Origin of the sequence: Collinsella aerofaciens, from assembly GCF_015561195.1 — a bacterium.
Classification (GTDB): Bacteria; Actinomycetota; Coriobacteriia; order Coriobacteriales; family Coriobacteriaceae; genus Collinsella; species Collinsella aerofaciens_AC.
The window spans coordinates 26,208-43,516 of record NZ_JADMSU010000005.1 but is presented as its reverse complement, the minus strand read 5'-3'; the positions used below and the strand labels follow the sequence as shown (position 1 = coordinate 43,516).

General features: G+C 56.2%; 19 protein-coding genes. 11 read left to right on the top strand and 8 right to left on the bottom strand.

Features of this window, described 5'->3' with window-relative positions; all coding sequences use genetic code 11:
* Positions 1–61 precede the first annotated feature (61 nt).
* The 6 genes from rny to hflX all read left to right on the top strand — a co-directional run bounded on the left by rny (position 62) and on the right by hflX (position 6,734).
* Entirely contained in the window at positions 62–1,612 is a 1,551-nt protein-coding gene (gene rny, locus I2H81_RS06080) for a ribonuclease Y (RefSeq protein ID WP_089573375.1), read from the top strand.
* A gap of 1 nt (position 1,613) precedes the next feature.
* A complete protein-coding gene (locus tag I2H81_RS06075) occupies positions 1,614–2,699 on the top strand; it encodes an ATP-binding protein (RefSeq protein ID WP_195644934.1) in 1,086 nt (361 codons plus the stop codon).
* 74 nt (positions 2,700–2,773) lie between these two features.
* Entirely contained in the window at positions 2,774–3,091 is a 318-nt protein-coding gene (locus I2H81_RS06070; RefSeq protein ID WP_006235982.1) for a stage V sporulation protein S, read from the top strand.
* A 45-nt stretch (positions 3,092–3,136) separates the two neighbouring features.
* Positions 3,137–4,507, top strand: coding sequence for a tRNA (N6-isopentenyl adenosine(37)-C2)-methylthiotransferase MiaB (miaB, locus tag I2H81_RS06065; protein ID WP_195644933.1), 1,371 nt, complete (start codon positions 3,137–3,139; stop codon positions 4,505–4,507).
* Complete coding sequence (gene miaA / locus I2H81_RS06060) at positions 4,507–5,445, top strand: tRNA (adenosine(37)-N6)-dimethylallyltransferase MiaA (protein ID WP_195644932.1); 939 nt, start codon at positions 4,507–4,509, stop codon at positions 5,443–5,445. The genes miaB and miaA overlap by 1 nt, the downstream gene beginning before the upstream one ends.
* Positions 5,445–6,734 carry a GTPase HflX gene (gene hflX / locus I2H81_RS06055; protein ID WP_195644931.1) on the top strand — a complete coding sequence of 430 codons (1,290 nt, stop codon included), beginning with the start codon at positions 5,445–5,447 and terminating at the stop codon, positions 6,732–6,734. Before miaA ends, hflX begins: the two co-directional genes overlap by 1 nt.
* Here the strand turns inward: hflX and I2H81_RS06050 are convergent.
* Positions 6,719–7,423, bottom strand: a complete 705-nt coding sequence (locus I2H81_RS06050) for a heparan-alpha-glucosaminide N-acetyltransferase (protein WP_195644930.1) — start codon at positions 7,421–7,423, stop codon at positions 6,719–6,721. The genes hflX and I2H81_RS06050 overlap by 16 nt on opposite strands.
* A complete protein-coding gene (lexA, locus tag I2H81_RS06045) occupies positions 7,423–8,067 on the bottom strand; it encodes a transcriptional repressor LexA (protein ID WP_195644929.1) in 645 nt (214 codons plus the stop codon). The genes I2H81_RS06050 and lexA overlap by 1 nt, the downstream gene beginning before the upstream one ends.
* Positions 8,068–8,230: 163 nt before the next feature.
* On the opposite strand from lexA, the gene I2H81_RS06040 reads away from it, so the two are divergent.
* Genes I2H81_RS06040 through dut form a run of 3 tightly spaced genes read left to right on the top strand, consistent with a single transcriptional unit; the run spans position 8,231 to position 9,623 of the window.
* Positions 8,231–8,680 carry a LysM peptidoglycan-binding domain-containing protein gene (locus tag I2H81_RS06040; protein WP_195644928.1) on the top strand — a complete coding sequence of 150 codons (450 nt, stop codon included), beginning with the start codon at positions 8,231–8,233 and terminating at the stop codon, positions 8,678–8,680.
* A gap of 51 nt (positions 8,681–8,731) precedes the next feature.
* Positions 8,732–9,175 (top strand): transcriptional regulator NrdR, encoded by a 444-nt coding sequence (nrdR, locus tag I2H81_RS06035; RefSeq protein WP_022093781.1) that lies wholly within the window; start codon positions 8,732–8,734, stop codon positions 9,173–9,175.
* A 4-nt stretch (positions 9,176–9,179) separates the two neighbouring features.
* Positions 9,180–9,623: a dUTP diphosphatase gene (gene dut, locus I2H81_RS06030; protein ID WP_195644927.1), complete on the top strand. Its 444-nt coding sequence runs from the start codon at positions 9,180–9,182 to the stop codon at positions 9,621–9,623.
* Positions 9,624–10,021: 398 nt separating this feature from the next.
* On the opposite strand, the gene I2H81_RS06025 is transcribed toward dut, so the two are convergent.
* Entirely contained in the window at positions 10,022–11,323 is a 1,302-nt protein-coding gene (locus tag I2H81_RS06025; protein WP_195644926.1) for an MGDG synthase family glycosyltransferase, read from the bottom strand.
* 118 nt (positions 11,324–11,441) lie between these two features.
* On the opposite strand from I2H81_RS06025, the gene I2H81_RS06020 reads away from it, so the two are divergent.
* Entirely contained in the window at positions 11,442–12,380 is a 939-nt protein-coding gene (locus tag I2H81_RS06020; RefSeq protein ID WP_195644925.1) for an NAD(P)/FAD-dependent oxidoreductase, read from the top strand.
* A 154-nt stretch (positions 12,381–12,534) separates the two neighbouring features.
* Positions 12,535–13,146, top strand: coding sequence for a DUF1836 domain-containing protein (locus tag I2H81_RS06015; protein WP_195644924.1), 612 nt, complete (start codon positions 12,535–12,537; stop codon positions 13,144–13,146).
* Between the two features lie 73 nt (positions 13,147–13,219).
* On the opposite strand, the gene I2H81_RS06010 is transcribed toward I2H81_RS06015, so the two are convergent.
* From I2H81_RS06010 to I2H81_RS05990, 5 genes are all read right to left on the bottom strand, one after another.
* Positions 13,220–14,086, bottom strand: a complete 867-nt coding sequence (locus tag I2H81_RS06010; protein WP_195644923.1) for a DegV family protein — start codon at positions 14,084–14,086, stop codon at positions 13,220–13,222.
* A 164-nt stretch (positions 14,087–14,250) separates the two neighbouring features.
* The gene (locus I2H81_RS06005; protein WP_229108101.1) at positions 14,251–15,378 is read right to left on the bottom strand and encodes a coiled-coil domain-containing protein; all 1,128 of its coding nucleotides are present in this window, start codon (positions 15,376–15,378) and stop codon (positions 14,251–14,253) included.
* A gap of 32 nt (positions 15,379–15,410) precedes the next feature.
* Positions 15,411–15,941 carry an adenine phosphoribosyltransferase gene (locus I2H81_RS06000; protein ID WP_195644922.1) on the bottom strand — a complete coding sequence of 177 codons (531 nt, stop codon included), beginning with the start codon at positions 15,939–15,941 and terminating at the stop codon, positions 15,411–15,413.
* 40 nt (positions 15,942–15,981) lie between these two features.
* On the bottom strand, positions 15,982–16,860 hold the full coding sequence (gene ftsR / locus I2H81_RS05995) for a transcriptional regulator FtsR (protein WP_117736838.1): 879 nt from the start codon (positions 16,858–16,860) through the stop codon (positions 15,982–15,984).
* A gap of 3 nt (positions 16,861–16,863) precedes the next feature.
* On the bottom strand, positions 16,864–17,298 hold the full coding sequence (locus I2H81_RS05990) for an FHA domain-containing protein (RefSeq protein WP_006236002.1): 435 nt from the start codon (positions 17,296–17,298) through the stop codon (positions 16,864–16,866).
* Positions 17,299–17,309 lie beyond the last annotated feature (11 nt).

Here is a 17,309-nt window from a genome sequence, read left to right as displayed (position 1 = left end):
GCGAGCCGTTCGTAAGGACGGTTCGCTTTGTTGTGTAACGAATCCATAAAAAGGAGTGAGCATGCCTATCATCGCAGCGCTCGTTGGCATCGTTTTGGGTGCCATCGCCGCCATTGCCTACATGCGCACCGCCAAGCAGGGTAGTCTTCACGAGGCCGACGAAAAAATCCAGTCGGCACACGCACAGGCTGAGTCCCTGATCGGTGATGCTAAGCGTCAGGCCGAGACCCTCAAAAAAGAGGCTCTGCTCGAGGCTAAAGAGGAGATCATCAAGAACAAGCAGGCCGCCGAGGCCGAGGACAAGCAGCGTAAGAACGAGATTCGTACGCTCGAGAACCGCGTGATGCAGCGCGAGGAATCCCTCGATCGCCGCAACGACGCTCTCGACAAGCGCGAGCATCAGCTGTCCAGCCAGGCCGGTCAGGTCGAGAAGCGCTCCCGTGAGCTCGAGGAGCTCTGCGCAAAGCAGACCTCCGAGCTCGAGCGTATCGCCGACCTTACCCGCGAGGACGCCCACAAGGAGCTCCTCGATAAGGTTCGCGGTGAGGTCACCCACGAGGCCGCCACGATCATTCGCGAGTCCGAGCAGCAGGTTCGCGCCGAGTGCCACAAGACCGCCCAGGAGATTCTGTCTCTGGCGATCCAGCGCTGCGCTGCCGACCACACTGCCGAGGTCACCGTTACCTCCGTGCACATTCCCTCTGATGACCTCAAGGGCCGTATCATCGGTCGCGAGGGTCGCAACATCCGGACCTTCGAACAGGTTTCTGGCGTCAACCTCGTGATCGACGACACGCCCGAGACCGTCGTTCTTTCGAGCTTCGACCCGGTCCGTCGTGAGACCGCCCGTGTCGCCCTCGAGAACCTCATCGCCGACGGCCGCATTCACCCTGCCCGTATCGAGGAGATGTATCACAAGGCTGCCGACCTGGTTCAGCAGCGCGTGCGCGAGGCTGGCGAGCAGGCTGCCTTCGATACCGGCATCCACGACCTGCACCCCGAGATCGTCAAGACCCTTGGTGCCCTGCGCTACCGTACCTCGTTTGGTCAGAACGTGCTTCAGCACTCCCTCGAGGTCTCTGATCTGTGCGGCGTGATGGCTTCCGAGCTTGGCCTGGACGTTGTGACTGCCAAGCGCGCCGGCCTGCTGCACGACCTGGGCAAGGCAATCGACCATGACGTCGAGGGCCCGCATGCCGTCATCGGCGCCGAGCTGGCCCGCCGTTATGGCGAGAAGCCCGTTATCGTCCACGCTATCGAGGCTCACCATGCCGATGTCGACCCCAACACGGTGCTCGATGTCCTGGTACAGGCCGCCGATGCTGTCTCTGCCTCTCGCCCCGGTGCCCGTCGCGAGTCTGCCGAGAACTACATCAAGCGTCTTGAGAAGCTCGAGGAGATCGCCAACTCCCATGACGGCGTCGAGCGTACCTATGCTATGCAGGCTGGTCGCGAGGTCCACGTCATGGTTCAGCCGGACAAGATCTCCGATGCCCAGTCCACGGTCCTGGCTCACGATATCGCCCATCAGATCGAGGAAGAGATGGAGTATCCCGGTCAGGTGCGCGTCGTCGTGATTCGCGAGAGCCGCGCTGTCGATATCGCTAAATAATATGAGCGACGCGAACGAGCTCATCTCATTTATCGCGTCGATGTCGGGGGAGGGCAGCCTTCGCGTCGAGGAGAACCTTGGCGAGGGGTATGTCCGCCTCCGCGTTTCGGAGGCCGAGCGGCGCCAGGCAAAGCACGACATTCAGCATGTCGAGGATATCGTCATCGAAATGCTCCGTAATGCTCGCGATGCCGGCGCCGACAAGGTCTATCTCGCCACGTCCAAGGAAGACGGCGTCCGCACGCTTGTCTTTCTGGATAACGGTTCGGGCGTTCCGCAGGATATGCAAGAGCGAATCTTCGATGCCCGCGTTACCTCTAAGCTCGAGAGCATGAAGATGGACCGTTGGGGCGTTCACGGTCGTGGCATGGCATTGTTTTCGATCAAGCAGAACACCGACGAGGCCCGTGTGGTCACGTCCGGCGTCGATCTTGGTTCAGCCTTTAAGGTGAGCGTCGCGGCCGATCGCCTCAGTGAGCGTGCCGATCAGTCCAGCTGGCCCCAGGCCGTCAAGGATGAGGACGGACGTTATGTCTGCGCTCGCGGTCCACATAATATTATTCGCGCTGCTTGTGAGTTTGCGCTCGAGGAGTTGCGTGGTTGCGATGTCTATCTTGGTTCTCCGTCTGAGATTGCCGCGACCCTTTATGCTCAAGCGTCAAGTCGGCTCGATACGTCTCGTCTCCTGTTCATTGATGACGAGAGCGAGCTTCCGGTTGTCGATCGTTTAGGCCTTGCTTCTGATGCCGAGGACTTTATCCGTATTTGTTCGGGTTTGGGTCTTGAGATGTCCGAGCGCACGGCCCATCGCATTTTGGCAGGGCAGATTAAGCCCGTTCGCGGTGTGACCGCGCGTCTGCTGCGCGAGCGTGATTCGTCCTCGCATGCGCCGGCTCCTGTCGATCTCGCGAAGGATCGTCGCGGGCTACGTATTGCCAAGGATGACATGGCACAGTTTTCGCGTGCTGTGGAGCGCGACTTTAATGACCTTGCTGCCCGGTATTATCTCAACCTTTGCGGCGACCCAAAGATTCGTGTTTCGCGTGATCGAATTACCGTGACCTTTGATCTTGCCAAAGAGGAATAGTGCCTTTACCGAGTCCACTCGGTACGATACAGTTATTGCAGTTAAAACGTACTTTTAAATGCAGGAGTTTCTTCATGGATTGCCTGAAGGTATCAAGCAAATCATCGCCCGCGTCCGTTGCCGGCGCCATCGCCGGCATGGTCAAGGATGGTGTACCCGTCAACATCCAGTGTGTCGGCGCCGGTGCCGTCAACCAGGCCATTAAGGCCGTTGCTATCGCGCGCGGTTTTTTGATTCCAACCGGTTTTGATATTTCCTGCGCGCCCGTGTTCTCCGACATCCTCATTAACGGGGAGTCGCGCACGGCCATCCGCCTTTCTATCTACGTTCACCAGATCAATCGAGCTGCTATGGATAACGTCGTCATGGATGATGTTAAGCCTGTGGCATAGCTTCTGCTTGCCTCGTTCCGCTCCCCATCGTTAGGACTTATGCACATGGACCAGCGTTCCGTACGCGATATTCTTGCCGGTAAAACCTACTTTATCCGCACCTTTGGCTGCCAGATGAATCAGCACGACTCCGAGCGTGTGAGCGGTCTGCTTGATTCGTATGGCTGCCTCATGGCGCTCGATCCCGCGTATGCCGATATCGTTGTCTTCATGACGTGCTGCGTGCGCGAGGCCGCCGATACTCGCCTGTACGGTCAGTGCAATTCCTGCAAAAGCCTGCCGCCTTCGCCTTCGGGCAAGCGCGTGGTTGCCGTTGGCGGTTGCATCGCGCAGCGCGATGGCGAGGGCCTGCTCACCAACGTCGATAACGTCAATGTCATCTTTGGCACGCATTCCATTGCACATGTGGCCGAGCTCATTGCCGAGGCGTTCCTTGATGGTAAGCGTCATATCCGCACCAATGAGCATGAGGATACGGATGCCATGAGCATGCCGTGGCATCGCGAGACCCAGTATCACGCCTGGGTGCCCATCATGACGGGCTGCAATAATTTCTGCACCTATTGTATCGTGCCGTACGTGCGCGGTCGCGAAAAGAGCCGCCCCTTCGAGGAGATTGTCGACGAGGTGACCGGTTTGGTGCGCCAGGGCGTGCGTGAGATTACGCTGCTGGGCCAAAACGTTAACTCATATGGTCGCGATCTGTTTGGCAAGCCGCGTTTTGCCGATCTGCTGCGTGCCGTGGGCGATACGGGCGTGGAGCGCATCTTCTTTACGTCTTCGCATCCCAAGGACCTGTTGCCCGAGACCATCGACGCCATGGCCGAGACGCCTGCCGTTATGCCGCAGCTGCACTTGGCCGTCCAGTCAGGTTCGACGCGGATCCTCAAAGAGATGAATCGCCGTTATACACGCGAGGACTATCTGGGCCTTGTCGATCGCATTCGCAACCGCATGCCCGATATCGCGCTCTCGACCGACATTATCGTTGGCTTCCCGGGTGAGACTGAAGAAGACTTTGAGCAGACGCTCTCACTTGCCGAGACGGTCCGCTATGCTCAGGCCTATACCTTCATCTATTCCAAGCGCGCCGGTACCCCGGCCGCCGAGATTGACGATCCTACGCCGCATGAGGTTATTCTCGAGCGTTTCAACCGTCTGGTTAAGGTTATCGAGACCACGGCACACGAGTATAACCAGGGTGAGCTTCATACTGTGGTTCCGGCGCTCATTGAGGGAACGAGTAAAAAGAACGATGCGGTCCTGCTGGGCAAGAGTCCCAAGAATCAGACCGTGCATGCGCCTATCCCCGAGGGTTACAGCATCGATCAGCTTGTTGGCAAGATCGTTGATGTTGACGTTGACGTTGCCAAGACCTGGTATTTGTCCGGTTCCGTTGTGGGCGAGCCGCGCTAATGGTTTCTCCCAGGGCAGGTCTTTCCGCCGTTGCGATCGTCGGTCCGACGGCGGTTGGTAAGAGTGATGTTGCCGACCGTTTGGCAGCTCGTCTTTCGTCCGAAGTGTTGTCGTGCGATGCGATGCAAATCTATCGTGGCATGGACATCGGTACCGCAAAGATGGCGCCCGATGAGTGCACGGCGCCGCTGCGTCTCGTCGACATTGTAGAGCCGGGCGTGGCGTATTCTGCTGCGCTTTATCAGGCTGACGCTCGCGCGCATGTTGAACGTCTCCTCGGTTCGGGTTGCCTGCCGGTTTTTTGCGGAGGTACGGGGCTATATCTCAAGGCCGCTCTCGATGAGATGGACTTTCCCTCGGGTGAACTTGAGGACGATCGTCGAGCGGGCTATCAGGAGCTTGCCGAGCGTATTGGCGAGGAAGAACTGCATGCCCTGCTTGCCGAGCGCGATCCAGAATCGGCTGCTGTTATTCATCCCCATAACGTGCGCCGTGTGATTCGTGCGCTCGAGATGCATGATGATGGTATCTCCTATGCACAGCAAAAAAGTCAGTTTAATGTTCCGCGCGAGCATTTTCATGCCCTATGGTTTGGTCTGACGCGTAATCGCGAGGTGCTCTACGAGCGCATTAACCAGCGCGTCGATCTGATGTTTGAGCAGGGTCTTGTCGATGAGGTCCGCGGTCTTATGGACCAGGGGCTGGGAGATGCCCTGACGTCGATGCAGGCAATTGGCTATAAAGAGATCATCGATGCTTTCAATGGTGTGATGAGCATGGATGAAGCTCGCGAACTCATTAAGATGCGTTCGCGTCGTTATGCCAAGCGTCAGCTTTCGTGGTTTAAGCGCGATGACCGTATCGTGTGGTTTGATATGGATGAATGTACGATCGATGAGGTCGTTGAGGATATCCTGCATCGTATTGAGGCTGCCTAATGGCCCGTTTCCCCCTTGTTTCCACGGCACCCGAGCCCGAGCGTGCCATTTTGGTTGGTGTTGAATGGCGCGACAATGCATGGCCGCTCGACCGCTCGCTTGATGAGCTGGAGCGTCTCGCCCACACGGCTGGTGCCCAGTGCGTGGCCCGCTTGTCTCAGCGTTTGGTAAGGCCGTATCCCAAATCGTTTATCGGTTCCGGTAAGGTAGAGGAACTTTGCGGCCTGGTACATCGCATGGATGCCGATGTCGTTATTTTTGACGACGACCTGACGCCCTCGCAGCAATCCTATTTAGAGAAAGCTGTGGGCGAGCCGGTAAAGATTATCGATCGTACAGCACTGATCCTGGATATCTTTGGTCTGCATGCTCAGACGCGTGAGGGACGCCTGCAGGTACAGCTGGCACAGCTTCAATATCTGTTGCCTCGTCTGCGTGGCATGTGGAGCCATCTCGCCAAGGAGCAGACGCGCGGCGGCATCGGCTCACGTTTTGGTCAGGGCGAAAGTCAGCTCGAGGTCGACCGTCGCCTCATTCGTAATAAGATCGCTGCGCTTCGTCGTGAGCTCAAGCAGCTTGAACAGCGTCGCGATGTTCAATCCAAGAGCCGCATTGAGTCACCGGCGTTTCGCGTCGCGTTAGCCGGTTATACCAATGCCGGTAAATCGACGTTGCTCAATCGTCTGACCGGCTCTACGGTACTTTCGCAGGACAAGCTGTTTGCTACGCTCGATCCGACGACGCGTTCGTATCGTCTGCCCGGCGGTCGCTGCATGACGATTACCGATACCGTCGGCTTTATTCAAAAGCTGCCGCATGGTCTGGTCGATGCCTTTAAATCGACGCTGTCCGAGGTTTTGGGTGCCGATCTAATTCTCAAAGTCGTAGATGCGTCTGACGAGGACTATGAGCGGCAGCTGGAGGCTGTCGACCGCGTGCTTGATGAGATCGGCGCCGGAGAGCGTTTAACGCTGACCGTATTCAATAAAATCGATCTTCTCGATAGCGTCGATCGATTGAGTTTCCGTCGTCGCTATCCGGAGGCCGTTCTGTTCTCGGCCCAAACAGGCGAGGGGCTCGACGATCTCGTCGACCGGATTGCTCGCGAGGCAGCTGCCACCGATGTGTTGCTCTCCGCTGATATCCCGTATCGCGAGGGCGCTCTCATCACGCTGGTGCATGAGCAGGGAACCCTTCTGCATGAGGAATATCTCGAGGACGGCGTTCGCATTGTGGCGAAACTGCCGGCTCGTATTGCACCGCGGCTCGAGCGCTATCGTACGGAATAAACGATTTCTAGCACGCCTAGAATGACTGGCTGATGGAGCAGGTAGAACGGTAAGGCATGCCGACCCAGGACTGCGAGCGCCGGGATAGGATTGGCGTATGCCCATACTGGCGCTTCGAGACTTGATGCTTGTGCTGCCTGGGCAGCAAAAAAGCCGGTAAGGTACATAAAGACAAACGGTATGAGCGGATAGTAATCTCCCGAAACAAAACCCGGGCCTGGGAATCCAAGCCATGCCAGGTAGGGGAGTGGGTAGACCGCCTTTGGAATGCCCCAGGTTAGGGCAAAAAGAACAAGGCACGCTGCGATGCCCCATGAGCCCGGTAATTTTTGGAGTAACGGACGGGTGAACGCAACCACCGCGGTGCACACCGCCATGCAATAAATGATGCCAAAGTTCACTGAATCGTCGACCGATACGAGCGTTGTTGCGATCCAGACGACCAAAGCTGCGGCAGCGTACTTAGCCGCTCGTTTGGCATTGTTGCGTGAGAGCGTGCACATCCAACCGGCGATAAACAAAAATACCCAGCTGATGCTGGCGCGCCAGATGTCTTGAAAGACTGACTGGGTAAACCAGGGCATATCCCAGCCGTACAGGTAGGCGAGATCATAGCAAGCGTGAAAACCTGCCATAGAAATCATCGTAAACCCGCGGACGGCATCAAAGATGGTGATGCGTTTTTGCATTACGAGAACCGGCGCATTAAACCGACAACTTTACCCAAAATAACGGGGTTCGTCGCATAGATGGGCTCCATAGTGTCGTTCTCGGGCTGCAAGCGCACGCGCCCCTGCTCCTTGTAGAACGTCTTGACGGTCGCTGAACCATCAATCATGGCCACGACAATTTCGCCGTTCATGGCACTCTTTTGTTCACGGACGATGATGTAATCGCCATTGAAGATGCCGACATTGATCATTGAGCTCCCATGCACCTCAAGGATAAAGGAACCCTGATCAGTGGCGATTTCGGTCGGGATAGTAAACGTGTCTTCGATATTCTGCTCGGCCAGAATGGGAATCCCAGCCGCGACGCGACCAACGAGCGGTAGCGAGACCGTTCCGCGAGGTGCGGTGGGCCTGTCAGATTTAGAAATTGAGACAGAGGAACCGTCCTCGTTAAAGAGTTCCAGGGCGCGCGGTTTGGTGGCATCGCGCTTGAGTAGCCCGCGCGCCTCCAGGGCAGAGAGATGGGCGTGCACGGTGCTGGGGGAGGAAAGGCCCACGGCAGAAGCCATCTCGCGCACGCTGGGCGGATAACCCTTCTCCTGCTGATATTCCTTGATGAAGTCGTAAATTTGCTGCTGACGCTTGGTAATTTTGCGAGCCATCAGGGCATCCTCTCTACCCATGTCAAACAAATGTTCGAATTTTGCTTGACAGGAACAACTGTTCGAAGATAATAATAACCGAACATTCGTTCTCGCGCTAGACATTTTTGTCCGCGCGGCTTGATAAAACTGTTCTCAGCAAAACACGCGAGAGGAGAACATGATGAACGCAACGAATATGGTCCAGGGAAACCTCGCCCTTAAGCTCGAGACGCCTGCAGAACCCACTTTTACGGTTGTTCAGGGTGGCCGCTCCGGCTTTCAGCCTTTGACCGTAAAGCCTGCGCGCAATCAGCAGGCTGTAGTCGCGCCGGCCCGCGTTGCCCTGAAGGTTCCGACGATTGTCGCCGTCGCCGTTGCGCTTACGCTCTTCTTTGTCCTCGCTATGTCGGTCTTTAGCGCTCGTCACGCCGCGTATGCCGAGTCCGTTTCCAACATTACCTACGAGACTATTCGCGTTCAGCCTGGCGATTCTCTTTGGTCGCTTGCCGAAGAATATCCAATCGAAGGCCTTTCCACGCAAGAGACTTCCGACATGATCCGTAACGTCAATCATCTGGAGCATGGTTCGCTCGCCGCCGGTGCGCATCTTAAGGTTCCTGCTCGTTCGTAATCATTATCGCGTTGCGCATGGTACCCTTGTTATCGTTTAAGAGGAGGTACCATGCGCTGTCCCAAATGCGGCAAGGCACATACCCGCGTCGTTGATTCCCGTATGCAGGAGTCAAATAACACCATTAAGCGTCGTCGCGAATGTTGCTCGTGTAACTACCGCTTTACAACGTTTGAGCGATGTGAAGACCCAATCGAGGTCATTAAGTCAGACGGAACCAAGCAGCGGTTCGATCGCAATAAGCTGCTCGTCGGCTTGATGCGCGCCACCATCAAGCGCGATATCGACACTAAGAAGCTCAATGAGATTATCGACGACATCGAGGTCGAGCTGCGCTCTCGCACACTGACGGCCGTCACGTCCCATGAGTTGGGTGACATGGTGCTCAAGCGCTTGGCCAAGATCGACAAGGTGGCCTACATTCGCTTTGCCTCGGTCTACCGCGATTTCAAAGACGTCGATGAGTTTCTGCAAGAGCTCGACAAGCTAAGGTGATTCCATGTCTAACATTACCGTCAACATAAAGCGTCTCGACCCCACCGTCGAGCTTCCCAAATACGCCCATCCCTCCGATGCCGGCTTGGATCTACACTCCAACGAGGACTGCGTCCTGAAGCCCTTCGAACGCCGTCTGGTCTCTACGGGGCTGGCCATAGCCCTGCCCGATGGCTACGCCGGCTTCGTCCAGCCCCGCAGCGGCTTGGCCATCAAGCAGGGCCTGTCTATAGTCAACACGCCGGGCCTCATCGATGCCCACTACCGAGGAGAACTCAAGGTTATCCTCATCAACCTGGATCCCACCAACGACATCCAAATCAACAAAGGCGACCGCATAGCCCAACTCGTCATCCAAGAAGTCCCCACGGTCAACCTCATAGAAGTAGAAGAACTAGACGAAACCGACCGAGGCAAAGGAGGCTTCGGCTCCAGCGGCGTCGCCTAGGGACGCTCTTATCCCTCCCGCCTGCCTCTCACACATATCATTCCATGCTCAAACATTCTCGCGTCGCTTCGCTCGCTGCGAAACTGCGCGTGGAACGATATGTGTGAGAGGCAGGCGGGCGGCTACTCGCTTGAAAAATAAAAGCCTTTCTTTCTAGTAAGCCGATGCGATAAAGGGACACCTCCTTTCTCGCATCGGCTTACTATATTTATAATTTCTGATTTCGCCTTTGCAGGTTCTAGTGGTGGGGAATCTGGTAAAGCTGCTAGTACGTATACGCAGCTTGCCTGTGGGAGGCCCCTATATATCGTCCCGCGCGCAGTTTCGCAGCGAAGCGAGAATGTTTGAGCACGGGATGATATATAGGGGCCTCCCACAGGCAAGCGGAAATTAAGGTGCTAGCGGATGTGCGCGGGTTTTCCGCCCCAGTAGAAGCGACAGAAGGCTCGTTTGCGCTTTTGGGGTTTGCCTGCAAGCTCCATGGTTGCGATGGCTATGTCTTCGGCTGCGTGGGGACGGCGTAGTACTTCGCCGTTGATGAGCAGTGCCTTGAGCGACTCAGGATGATCGTGGAGATGACGCAACGTTACGATGAGCTCTCGTGCGGTGGTGACATGCATGCTGGCGCCCATGCCGGTGAGCATGGTGGTGTTGGCCTTTTCCTGGCCGTATGATTTGCCCAGCAGGATCATCGGCAGATGTGCGCACAGGCATTCGGTGACGGTGAGTCCGCCCGATTTGAGAATTGCCAGGTCGCAGCCGTGCATAAGCGCTGCCATATCATCGACATAGTCAAGAACCGTGACGTTCTCGAGCTTCATGGCATCGAAGAGCGTCTTCAGCCGGGTGGCATACTCCACGTCTTTGCCGGGCAAAAAGACAAAGTGCATGTCTTCGAAGCTGCGCAGGAAGGGGAGGGTGTGGTCCATCGCCGCACGAAAGCGGACGTAAGGCTGAGGCAAGCTGGCACCGGCCATTACCAGCACGACGGTCTTGTCGGTGGGGAGGTTGAACTTGGCTAGCTCTTCCTCGCGATCGTAATCCGTGTCGAATCCGGCGCGAATAGGAATGCCGGTAATGCGAATCTTTGCCTCGGGCACCTTGCGCGGACGCAGCGTTTCGGCCATAAATTCGTTGGCAACACAGAATAAATCGGTGTCCTTGTGGGGCCACCATCCCTCGACTTCGTAGTCGGTCGGTACGCAGATGACCGGATAATCGATACCCGTAATTACGCGGGCGCCCACGGCAACATTGGCTGCCGTGATGTGCGTTGCGACCACGGCTATGGGCCTGCGGCTACGAATATATTCGTTGAAGGCGGGGAACATAATTCGCGACCATGCCGTGCCGCCACCCCAGAGAAGATGTCCCGTAAGCGTATAACGCCAGGTCAGGTCGTAAATGGGGCGCGTGGCTCCCGTAAAAGAAGCCGCGGTTTTATTGCCGTCGAATTTAATACGTCCAAAATCAAGGATATCGAGTACTTCAATCTCAACATCCTCCGGGATGCCATTGGTGCTGCGGATGAGGTCGAATGCCTGCGCAATCGCATTTGCGGCGGCCTTGTGGCCCGAGCCGACCGAGGCGTGCACGATGGTCACGAGAGGTTTTTGCTGAGCCAAGAGCGTGGTTTGCTTCGATTGGGAAGTGCTGAGCGTGAGCAGGGGAGCGTCGTCGCTCGTCTGCGTCTGATCCATCGATAACTCCCCTTCGACGTTGTAACACGGATTTATCATTGTAGTGCATGAGTGTCACGTTCACGTAAATTTGGGTATGAGCGCAAAGAACGACAACGTTTTGGCGAGAGGACTCTTCATGACTACCGATCAGACGATCGATGTTGCGATTATCGGCGGAGGCCCCGCGGGCTATGCTGCCGCCATTTATGCGGCGCGCGCCAACCTGACGACGATTGTCCTTGAGCAGGGCATGTCGGGCGGACAGATCGCTACGAGCAACGAGATTGAGAATTATCCTGGCATTCCGCTACTGAGCGGTGTCGAACTTGGTGAGCGGTTCCAACAGCATGCTGAAGGCCTGGGGGCTCAGGTTGAATGGAGTATGGTGACGGGCGTCGATTACGATGCCGATGCGGCTCAATTTACCATCCATCATGATATGGGCGACACAGCGGCCAAGAGCGTCATTGCGTGCATGGGCGCCACGCCGCGTCCTGCGGGTTTTGTTGGCGAGGACACGTATCGCGGTCGTGGCGTTTCGTATTGCGCGACGTGTGACGGCATGTTCTTCCGTGGCAAGCAGGTCTTTGTTATCGGAGGCGGCAATTCGGCATGCGAGGAGGCGCTGTTCCTGTCCGACATTGCCAGCAGCGTGACCATCGTGCTGCGTCGCGATCAGTTCCGTGCACCCGAGGGCGTTGTGAATAAGGTTCTTGCTAAGGACAATATTTCAGTTAGGTACCAAACTAGTATTGTTGAGCTTTCTGGTGAAGCGATGCCCACGACAATCACATTCAAGGACAATGCGACTGGTGAAATGCACGCTGAGTCCTTTGAACCTGGCTCATTTGGCATTTTTGTCTTTACGGGGACGCAACCACATACCGAGCTTGTTGAGCATCTAGTCGATCTGGCTCCCGACGGCGGTATTGTTACCGATGATTCGATGGCCACCCGTACATCTGGTCTATTTGCCGCTGGCGACATCCGTTCCAAGCGTTTACGCCAGGTTGTGACTGCCGTTTCGGACGGAGCCATAGCAGCAACTAGCGCATACGCGTTTCTTCGCGGATAAGTACGATAATATATCTTATGTAAGGTTGCTATCTTTAAACAAAGTGGTTGGACGATGCATCAATGTGTTGTCCAACCACTTTTACTTGCCGGCTATGTGGTATGCAAAACTAGATAACCTAGAATACAATATAGAAAATGAACGGAGGACCTTTATGAACCACGCTAAATACGTTATTCCGATGTCCGATTCGTCGGTCAGCATTAAGCCTGAGGATATTCAGCCGACGGTGCTACCCGATGCATTCATTCAGTCCGATATCGTGCGAAAACTCAACACGTTGAGTCTGCCGCGCTATAACCAGTTGCCCAATGTGACGCTCTACCGCGACCAGGTCATTGAGTATGTTGCGCTGTGGATGGAGCCGCTGTCCATTTGCGTTGAGCAACCTGTCATTACGCCATCGATGATCAATAACTACGTGAAGGTCGGCCTGGTGCCTGCTCCGGTCAAAAAGCAATATGGCCGCGAGCAGATTGCCCGTCTGATCGCTATCTGCATCTTTAAGCAGGTGCTACCTATTGCTGCGGTGCAGGCGCTCTTTAATATTCAGCGTTTGAGCTACGATGCTCCGACGGCCTTCGATTATGTGGTCGATCAGCTCGAGGCATCGATTCGTGCGGCGTTTTCCGTCGAGCAGACGCCGGTTCCCGATACGGCGCATCAGGTCACACGCGAGTCGCTGCTTGTGCGCAGTGCGGTTTCATCCTTCGTATCGAAGGCTTACTTGATGAGCTATCTCAAGTTCAACGGATTTAATAGCTAGCCGACGTTTAAAACGGGCGGGACAAAGAGCCAGCTGTCACTTTGTCCCGCCCGTAATTTTGCTTGGTTGGACTTTATTGGCCCGAAGCCACGCCCATGCCGTAGCCGATAATGAGCCCATGCATTTCGGCATAGTATGAATCTAGCCCGTTACAGGGCATGATGATAGTCTTGGAGCCTGGCCAGCGCTCCACAATGCGGCTGGCAAGTGCCTGGGCGCCTGCCTCATTTTCCACATGGTCGATGACGACCTCGCCGCCCGTAAAACCCTCGGCTTCCATGGTATCGATGATCTTGTTGAGCATCTTCTTTTCGCCACGCGTGTGCCCGACGAGTTCGATTTTACCGGCCTCGCTCGCCGTGCCCAAAATGCGGATATTGAGCTTGTTGGCAATGACGCCGGCTGCCTTAGGGATGCGTCCGGCTTTGGCCAGGTTTTCGTAATTGCACAAGCTGAAGAGGATTTTGCTGTTCTGTTCAAGGCTATCGAAGTATGCGCAAGCGTCCTCGAATGAGACATCCGGATTGCTTGCAAGATAGCGGTCGAACAGCAAGAAAACGAGGTCCATTTTGCCGCCAGCTGCGCGCGAATTGACTAGATGAATCTGCCGGTCGGGCTCCTCGGCAAGAACCATATCGCGAGCCGTGGCTGCCGCGTTGTAGCTGCCCGACACGCCCTCAGATATCGGCATGCAGATGGTCTTGTCTGCCAATTTGAAGAGCTCGGCCCACTCCCCTACGCTGGGACAAGCGCTCGAAGAAGCGTTCGTCTCCGCCTGAACAGCGCAATTGAGCTCATGTACATCGAGCGAAAGGTCATCGACGAATTCACGCTCCCCCACTCGAATTTTGAGGGGCGCAAATGCAAAGGTGGCATGGGGTGCGGTCGGTTGCCAATCGCGGAGGTTGCAGCTTGAATCTGAGATAAGTGCCCAGCTCATAGAGGGTCCTTTCTAATTGTTCCCATACAATTATAGCCGTCTTGCAGACCGATTGTGCCGCTATCTAGTATTCAAAACTAGATAGCGGCCTGCACTAAAGACAAAAGAATGGACCCCATGACTTAAAGCCACGAGGTCCATATCCGTTTGCTTTACTTGAATACTTAGTAGCGAACGAAGATATAGTTGTTGTTCATGCCGGCGGCAACGGAGCTGATGATAACACCTGTGTTGTAGTCGGAAGCATGAATCATCTGACCACCACCGATGTAAATGCCGGTGTGGTACGAGTTGACCACAACGTCACCAGGCTGCGGATCGGACACACGCGTCCAGCCCATAAAGGTACCCGTGGTGCCCAGGCGGCAATAGCGACCAGTGAGGCAATAGCTAACAAAACCAGAGCAGTCGAAGCTGTTCGGGCCAATTCCGCCCCAGGAATAAGCGCAACCAAGCTTACTGTATGCACGCGAGACAACAGAACCACCATCGACGGACTGGCTCGGAGCAGAAGGCGTCGGAGCCGGAGCAGGCGTGGAGGGCTGCGGCGTCGGAGCAGGTGTCGGCGTAGGAGCCGGAGTGTTGCCGCCCTGGTTGTTGTTATTGCTGGTCTGACCACCGTTGTTGGTGTTCTCGGTCGTACCGGCAGTCTCGTTGCTCACCGTGGCCTTCTCGGCAGTGCTGGCGTTGATGCCGGCCTGCAGCGCGGCGTTGGCCTCGGCCTCTGCGGCAAGCTCTGCCTGCAGCTGCGAATCCAGGGAGTTTACGACGTTCTGGGCTTCAGCCTGCTGGGCGTTAAGCTCGTCGACCTTCTTTTGCGTTGTGGCGACGTTCTTCTCCTGCTCGGCCTGCTTATCGGTGAGCTGCTGCTTAAGCTCCTTGACCTCTTGAATGGTCTGAGCTTGCTTGTCGGAAACTTTTCCGTAGTAGAACAAACGGCTGAGCATATCGCTCAGATCATCGACACCCGTCAAAACCTGAAGCAGGCTCAGACCGCCGGTTTTGTACTCGCCGGCGACATAGGTCGAGAGCTTGGCCTGACCATCGGCGATCTCCTGCTGCTTTTGCGTGATCTCGCCGGCAGTCTGATCGAGCGCCTGCGTCTGCGTGGCAAGCTCATCGTAAATCTGCTGAGTTTGGGTACCGATCTGCTCGAGCTTCGTACGAGCAGCGGCAAGGTCGGATGCGGTATCGGCGTAGGCAGGAGCCGCGAGGCCCAAGCCCAAAACACAAGCGAGGGTTGCCGTAGCAGCGCAGCGTGCCATGTTTTTGTGCGTGTTTGCTGTGCGCATGTAGCTTCCTTTCCAGTAACTAAGGGTAACGGCTACTCCACCGTCACCAGGCTAAAGAGCTCCACATCGTCATCAGACGGCGTGAGCTTCTCGCGCGGGTTGAGAAACGCAAGCTCAAGGATACACCCGTAGCCCACAAGCTTTGCGCCCATATCTCGCACCAGTTTACCTGTTGCCTCGACGGTTCCGCCCGTCGCGACCAAGTCGTCCAGAATCAACACGGTATCTTTAGAGGTAATGGCATCGGCATGGATTTCGATAGAGTCGGTGCCGTATTCGAGTTCGTAGCTCTGGCTCACCGTCTTGCGGGGTAGCTTGCCCGGTTTACGTGCGGGAACAAAGCCGGCACCAAGGGCCACAGCCACCGGTACGCCAACCATAAAGCCGCGAGCCTCGGGACCCACGACCTTGGTGATTCCCATGCCGGCAAAGTGCTCGGCGAGGGCATCGGTCATGGCTTTGAGCGCCTCGGGATTGCCAAAGAGCGGCGTGATATCTTTAAATATGACTCCGGGCTCGGGATAGTCGGGGATGTCGACGATTTGAGATTCGAAGTCGTACATTGCATGACCTTTCAATGGGTTGCCGAAATATCAGCAGCGGTTATTTGCCCGCCGTGGCGGTGCCGGAGTGCGAAGGGGCGACGACCTTGAGCGGCTTTACGAGAGAATCCTCGTGCGAAGCCGGTGTGGCTATCTCTTCGTTTTTGGCTTTGGTGGACTCGGAGCGAGTGATTTCCTCATCGAGTGCATCGATGTCGGCGTCCTCGACCACGGCGTTGAGCGACTCAAAAACGCGGTTCTTGAGCAGCGCAGTGTGCACACCCTCGGTCAGGTCGTGAAGCTTCTTAAACGCACGCTCGAGCTTGGCGTCGCGCTCGTCATCGGAGGTATCCATTCCGAGCATGCTCACGAGCACCTGCTCAAACATCGAGGACTCGCGGTTGGCGGAAGACACGTACTGACGCAGGTTGCGGGGCTCGATATGGAAGCGTGACAGCTCGGAGCAGTAGCGGATGATCGGGAAATCGCGACCATCGACGAGCTCGCGATTCTGCGGACTCTTGATGATACGAATGAGGTCGTTCTCGGCGAGCGACCGGATAAACGAGATCTCGACGCCCAGCATATCGGGAATGGTCTCGATGGGATGCAGCTTTTGCTTGGTCTCCTTGGGCTCCGTCTTGAGCGGAACATCGGACAGTAGGCCCACCTCGTAGGCGAGCGTGGACAAGTCCGTGGCGTTTTCCAAGCGCTGCTTAATCACGTTGAGCGGCATGTAGCGAGTCTTCTGCAGGTGCAGAATGACTTCCAGGCGATCAACGTCCTCCTTGGAGTACTGACGGTATCCCTTAGGCGTACGATGAGGGGTAATGAGCCCCTCATCCTCTAGAAATCTAATTTTTGAGTTCGAAAGATCGGGGTATGCGCCTCGAAGTAGGTTGACGACTTGGCCGATACTCAGATAGTTGCGTTCGGCCATGCCCTACTCACCGGTTTCGATGCGCTCCGGCGTGCTCTCGTGGTAGATGAGCGTAAACGTACCGATCTGGACGGAAGAACCGTCGTGCAGCGGGGCTGCATTGACGATGGCACCGTCGACCCAGGTGCCATTGAGCGAGCCCAGGTCCTCGATGCGAGCGCCGAGGCCCTCGCGGATAATGCGCGCGTGGCTGCGCGAAACGGTCATGTCATTGAGGAAGATGCCGTTCGCAGGATCGCGGCCGATGGTGGTCACGTCGTCCTCGAGCTCAAAGGCGGCACCGGTTTGCGGACCCTTGACGATGGACAGAACGGGTGCGGTGATGCGCACGTTGGCCATGAGGTCGGGAACGGTGACGTCGCTTGAAGGCACGCGGAATACGCAGGTAGCGTCAGCAGTCTTATCATTCTGAGGCATATTGTTAACCATGTTGTCCATGACAACCCCTA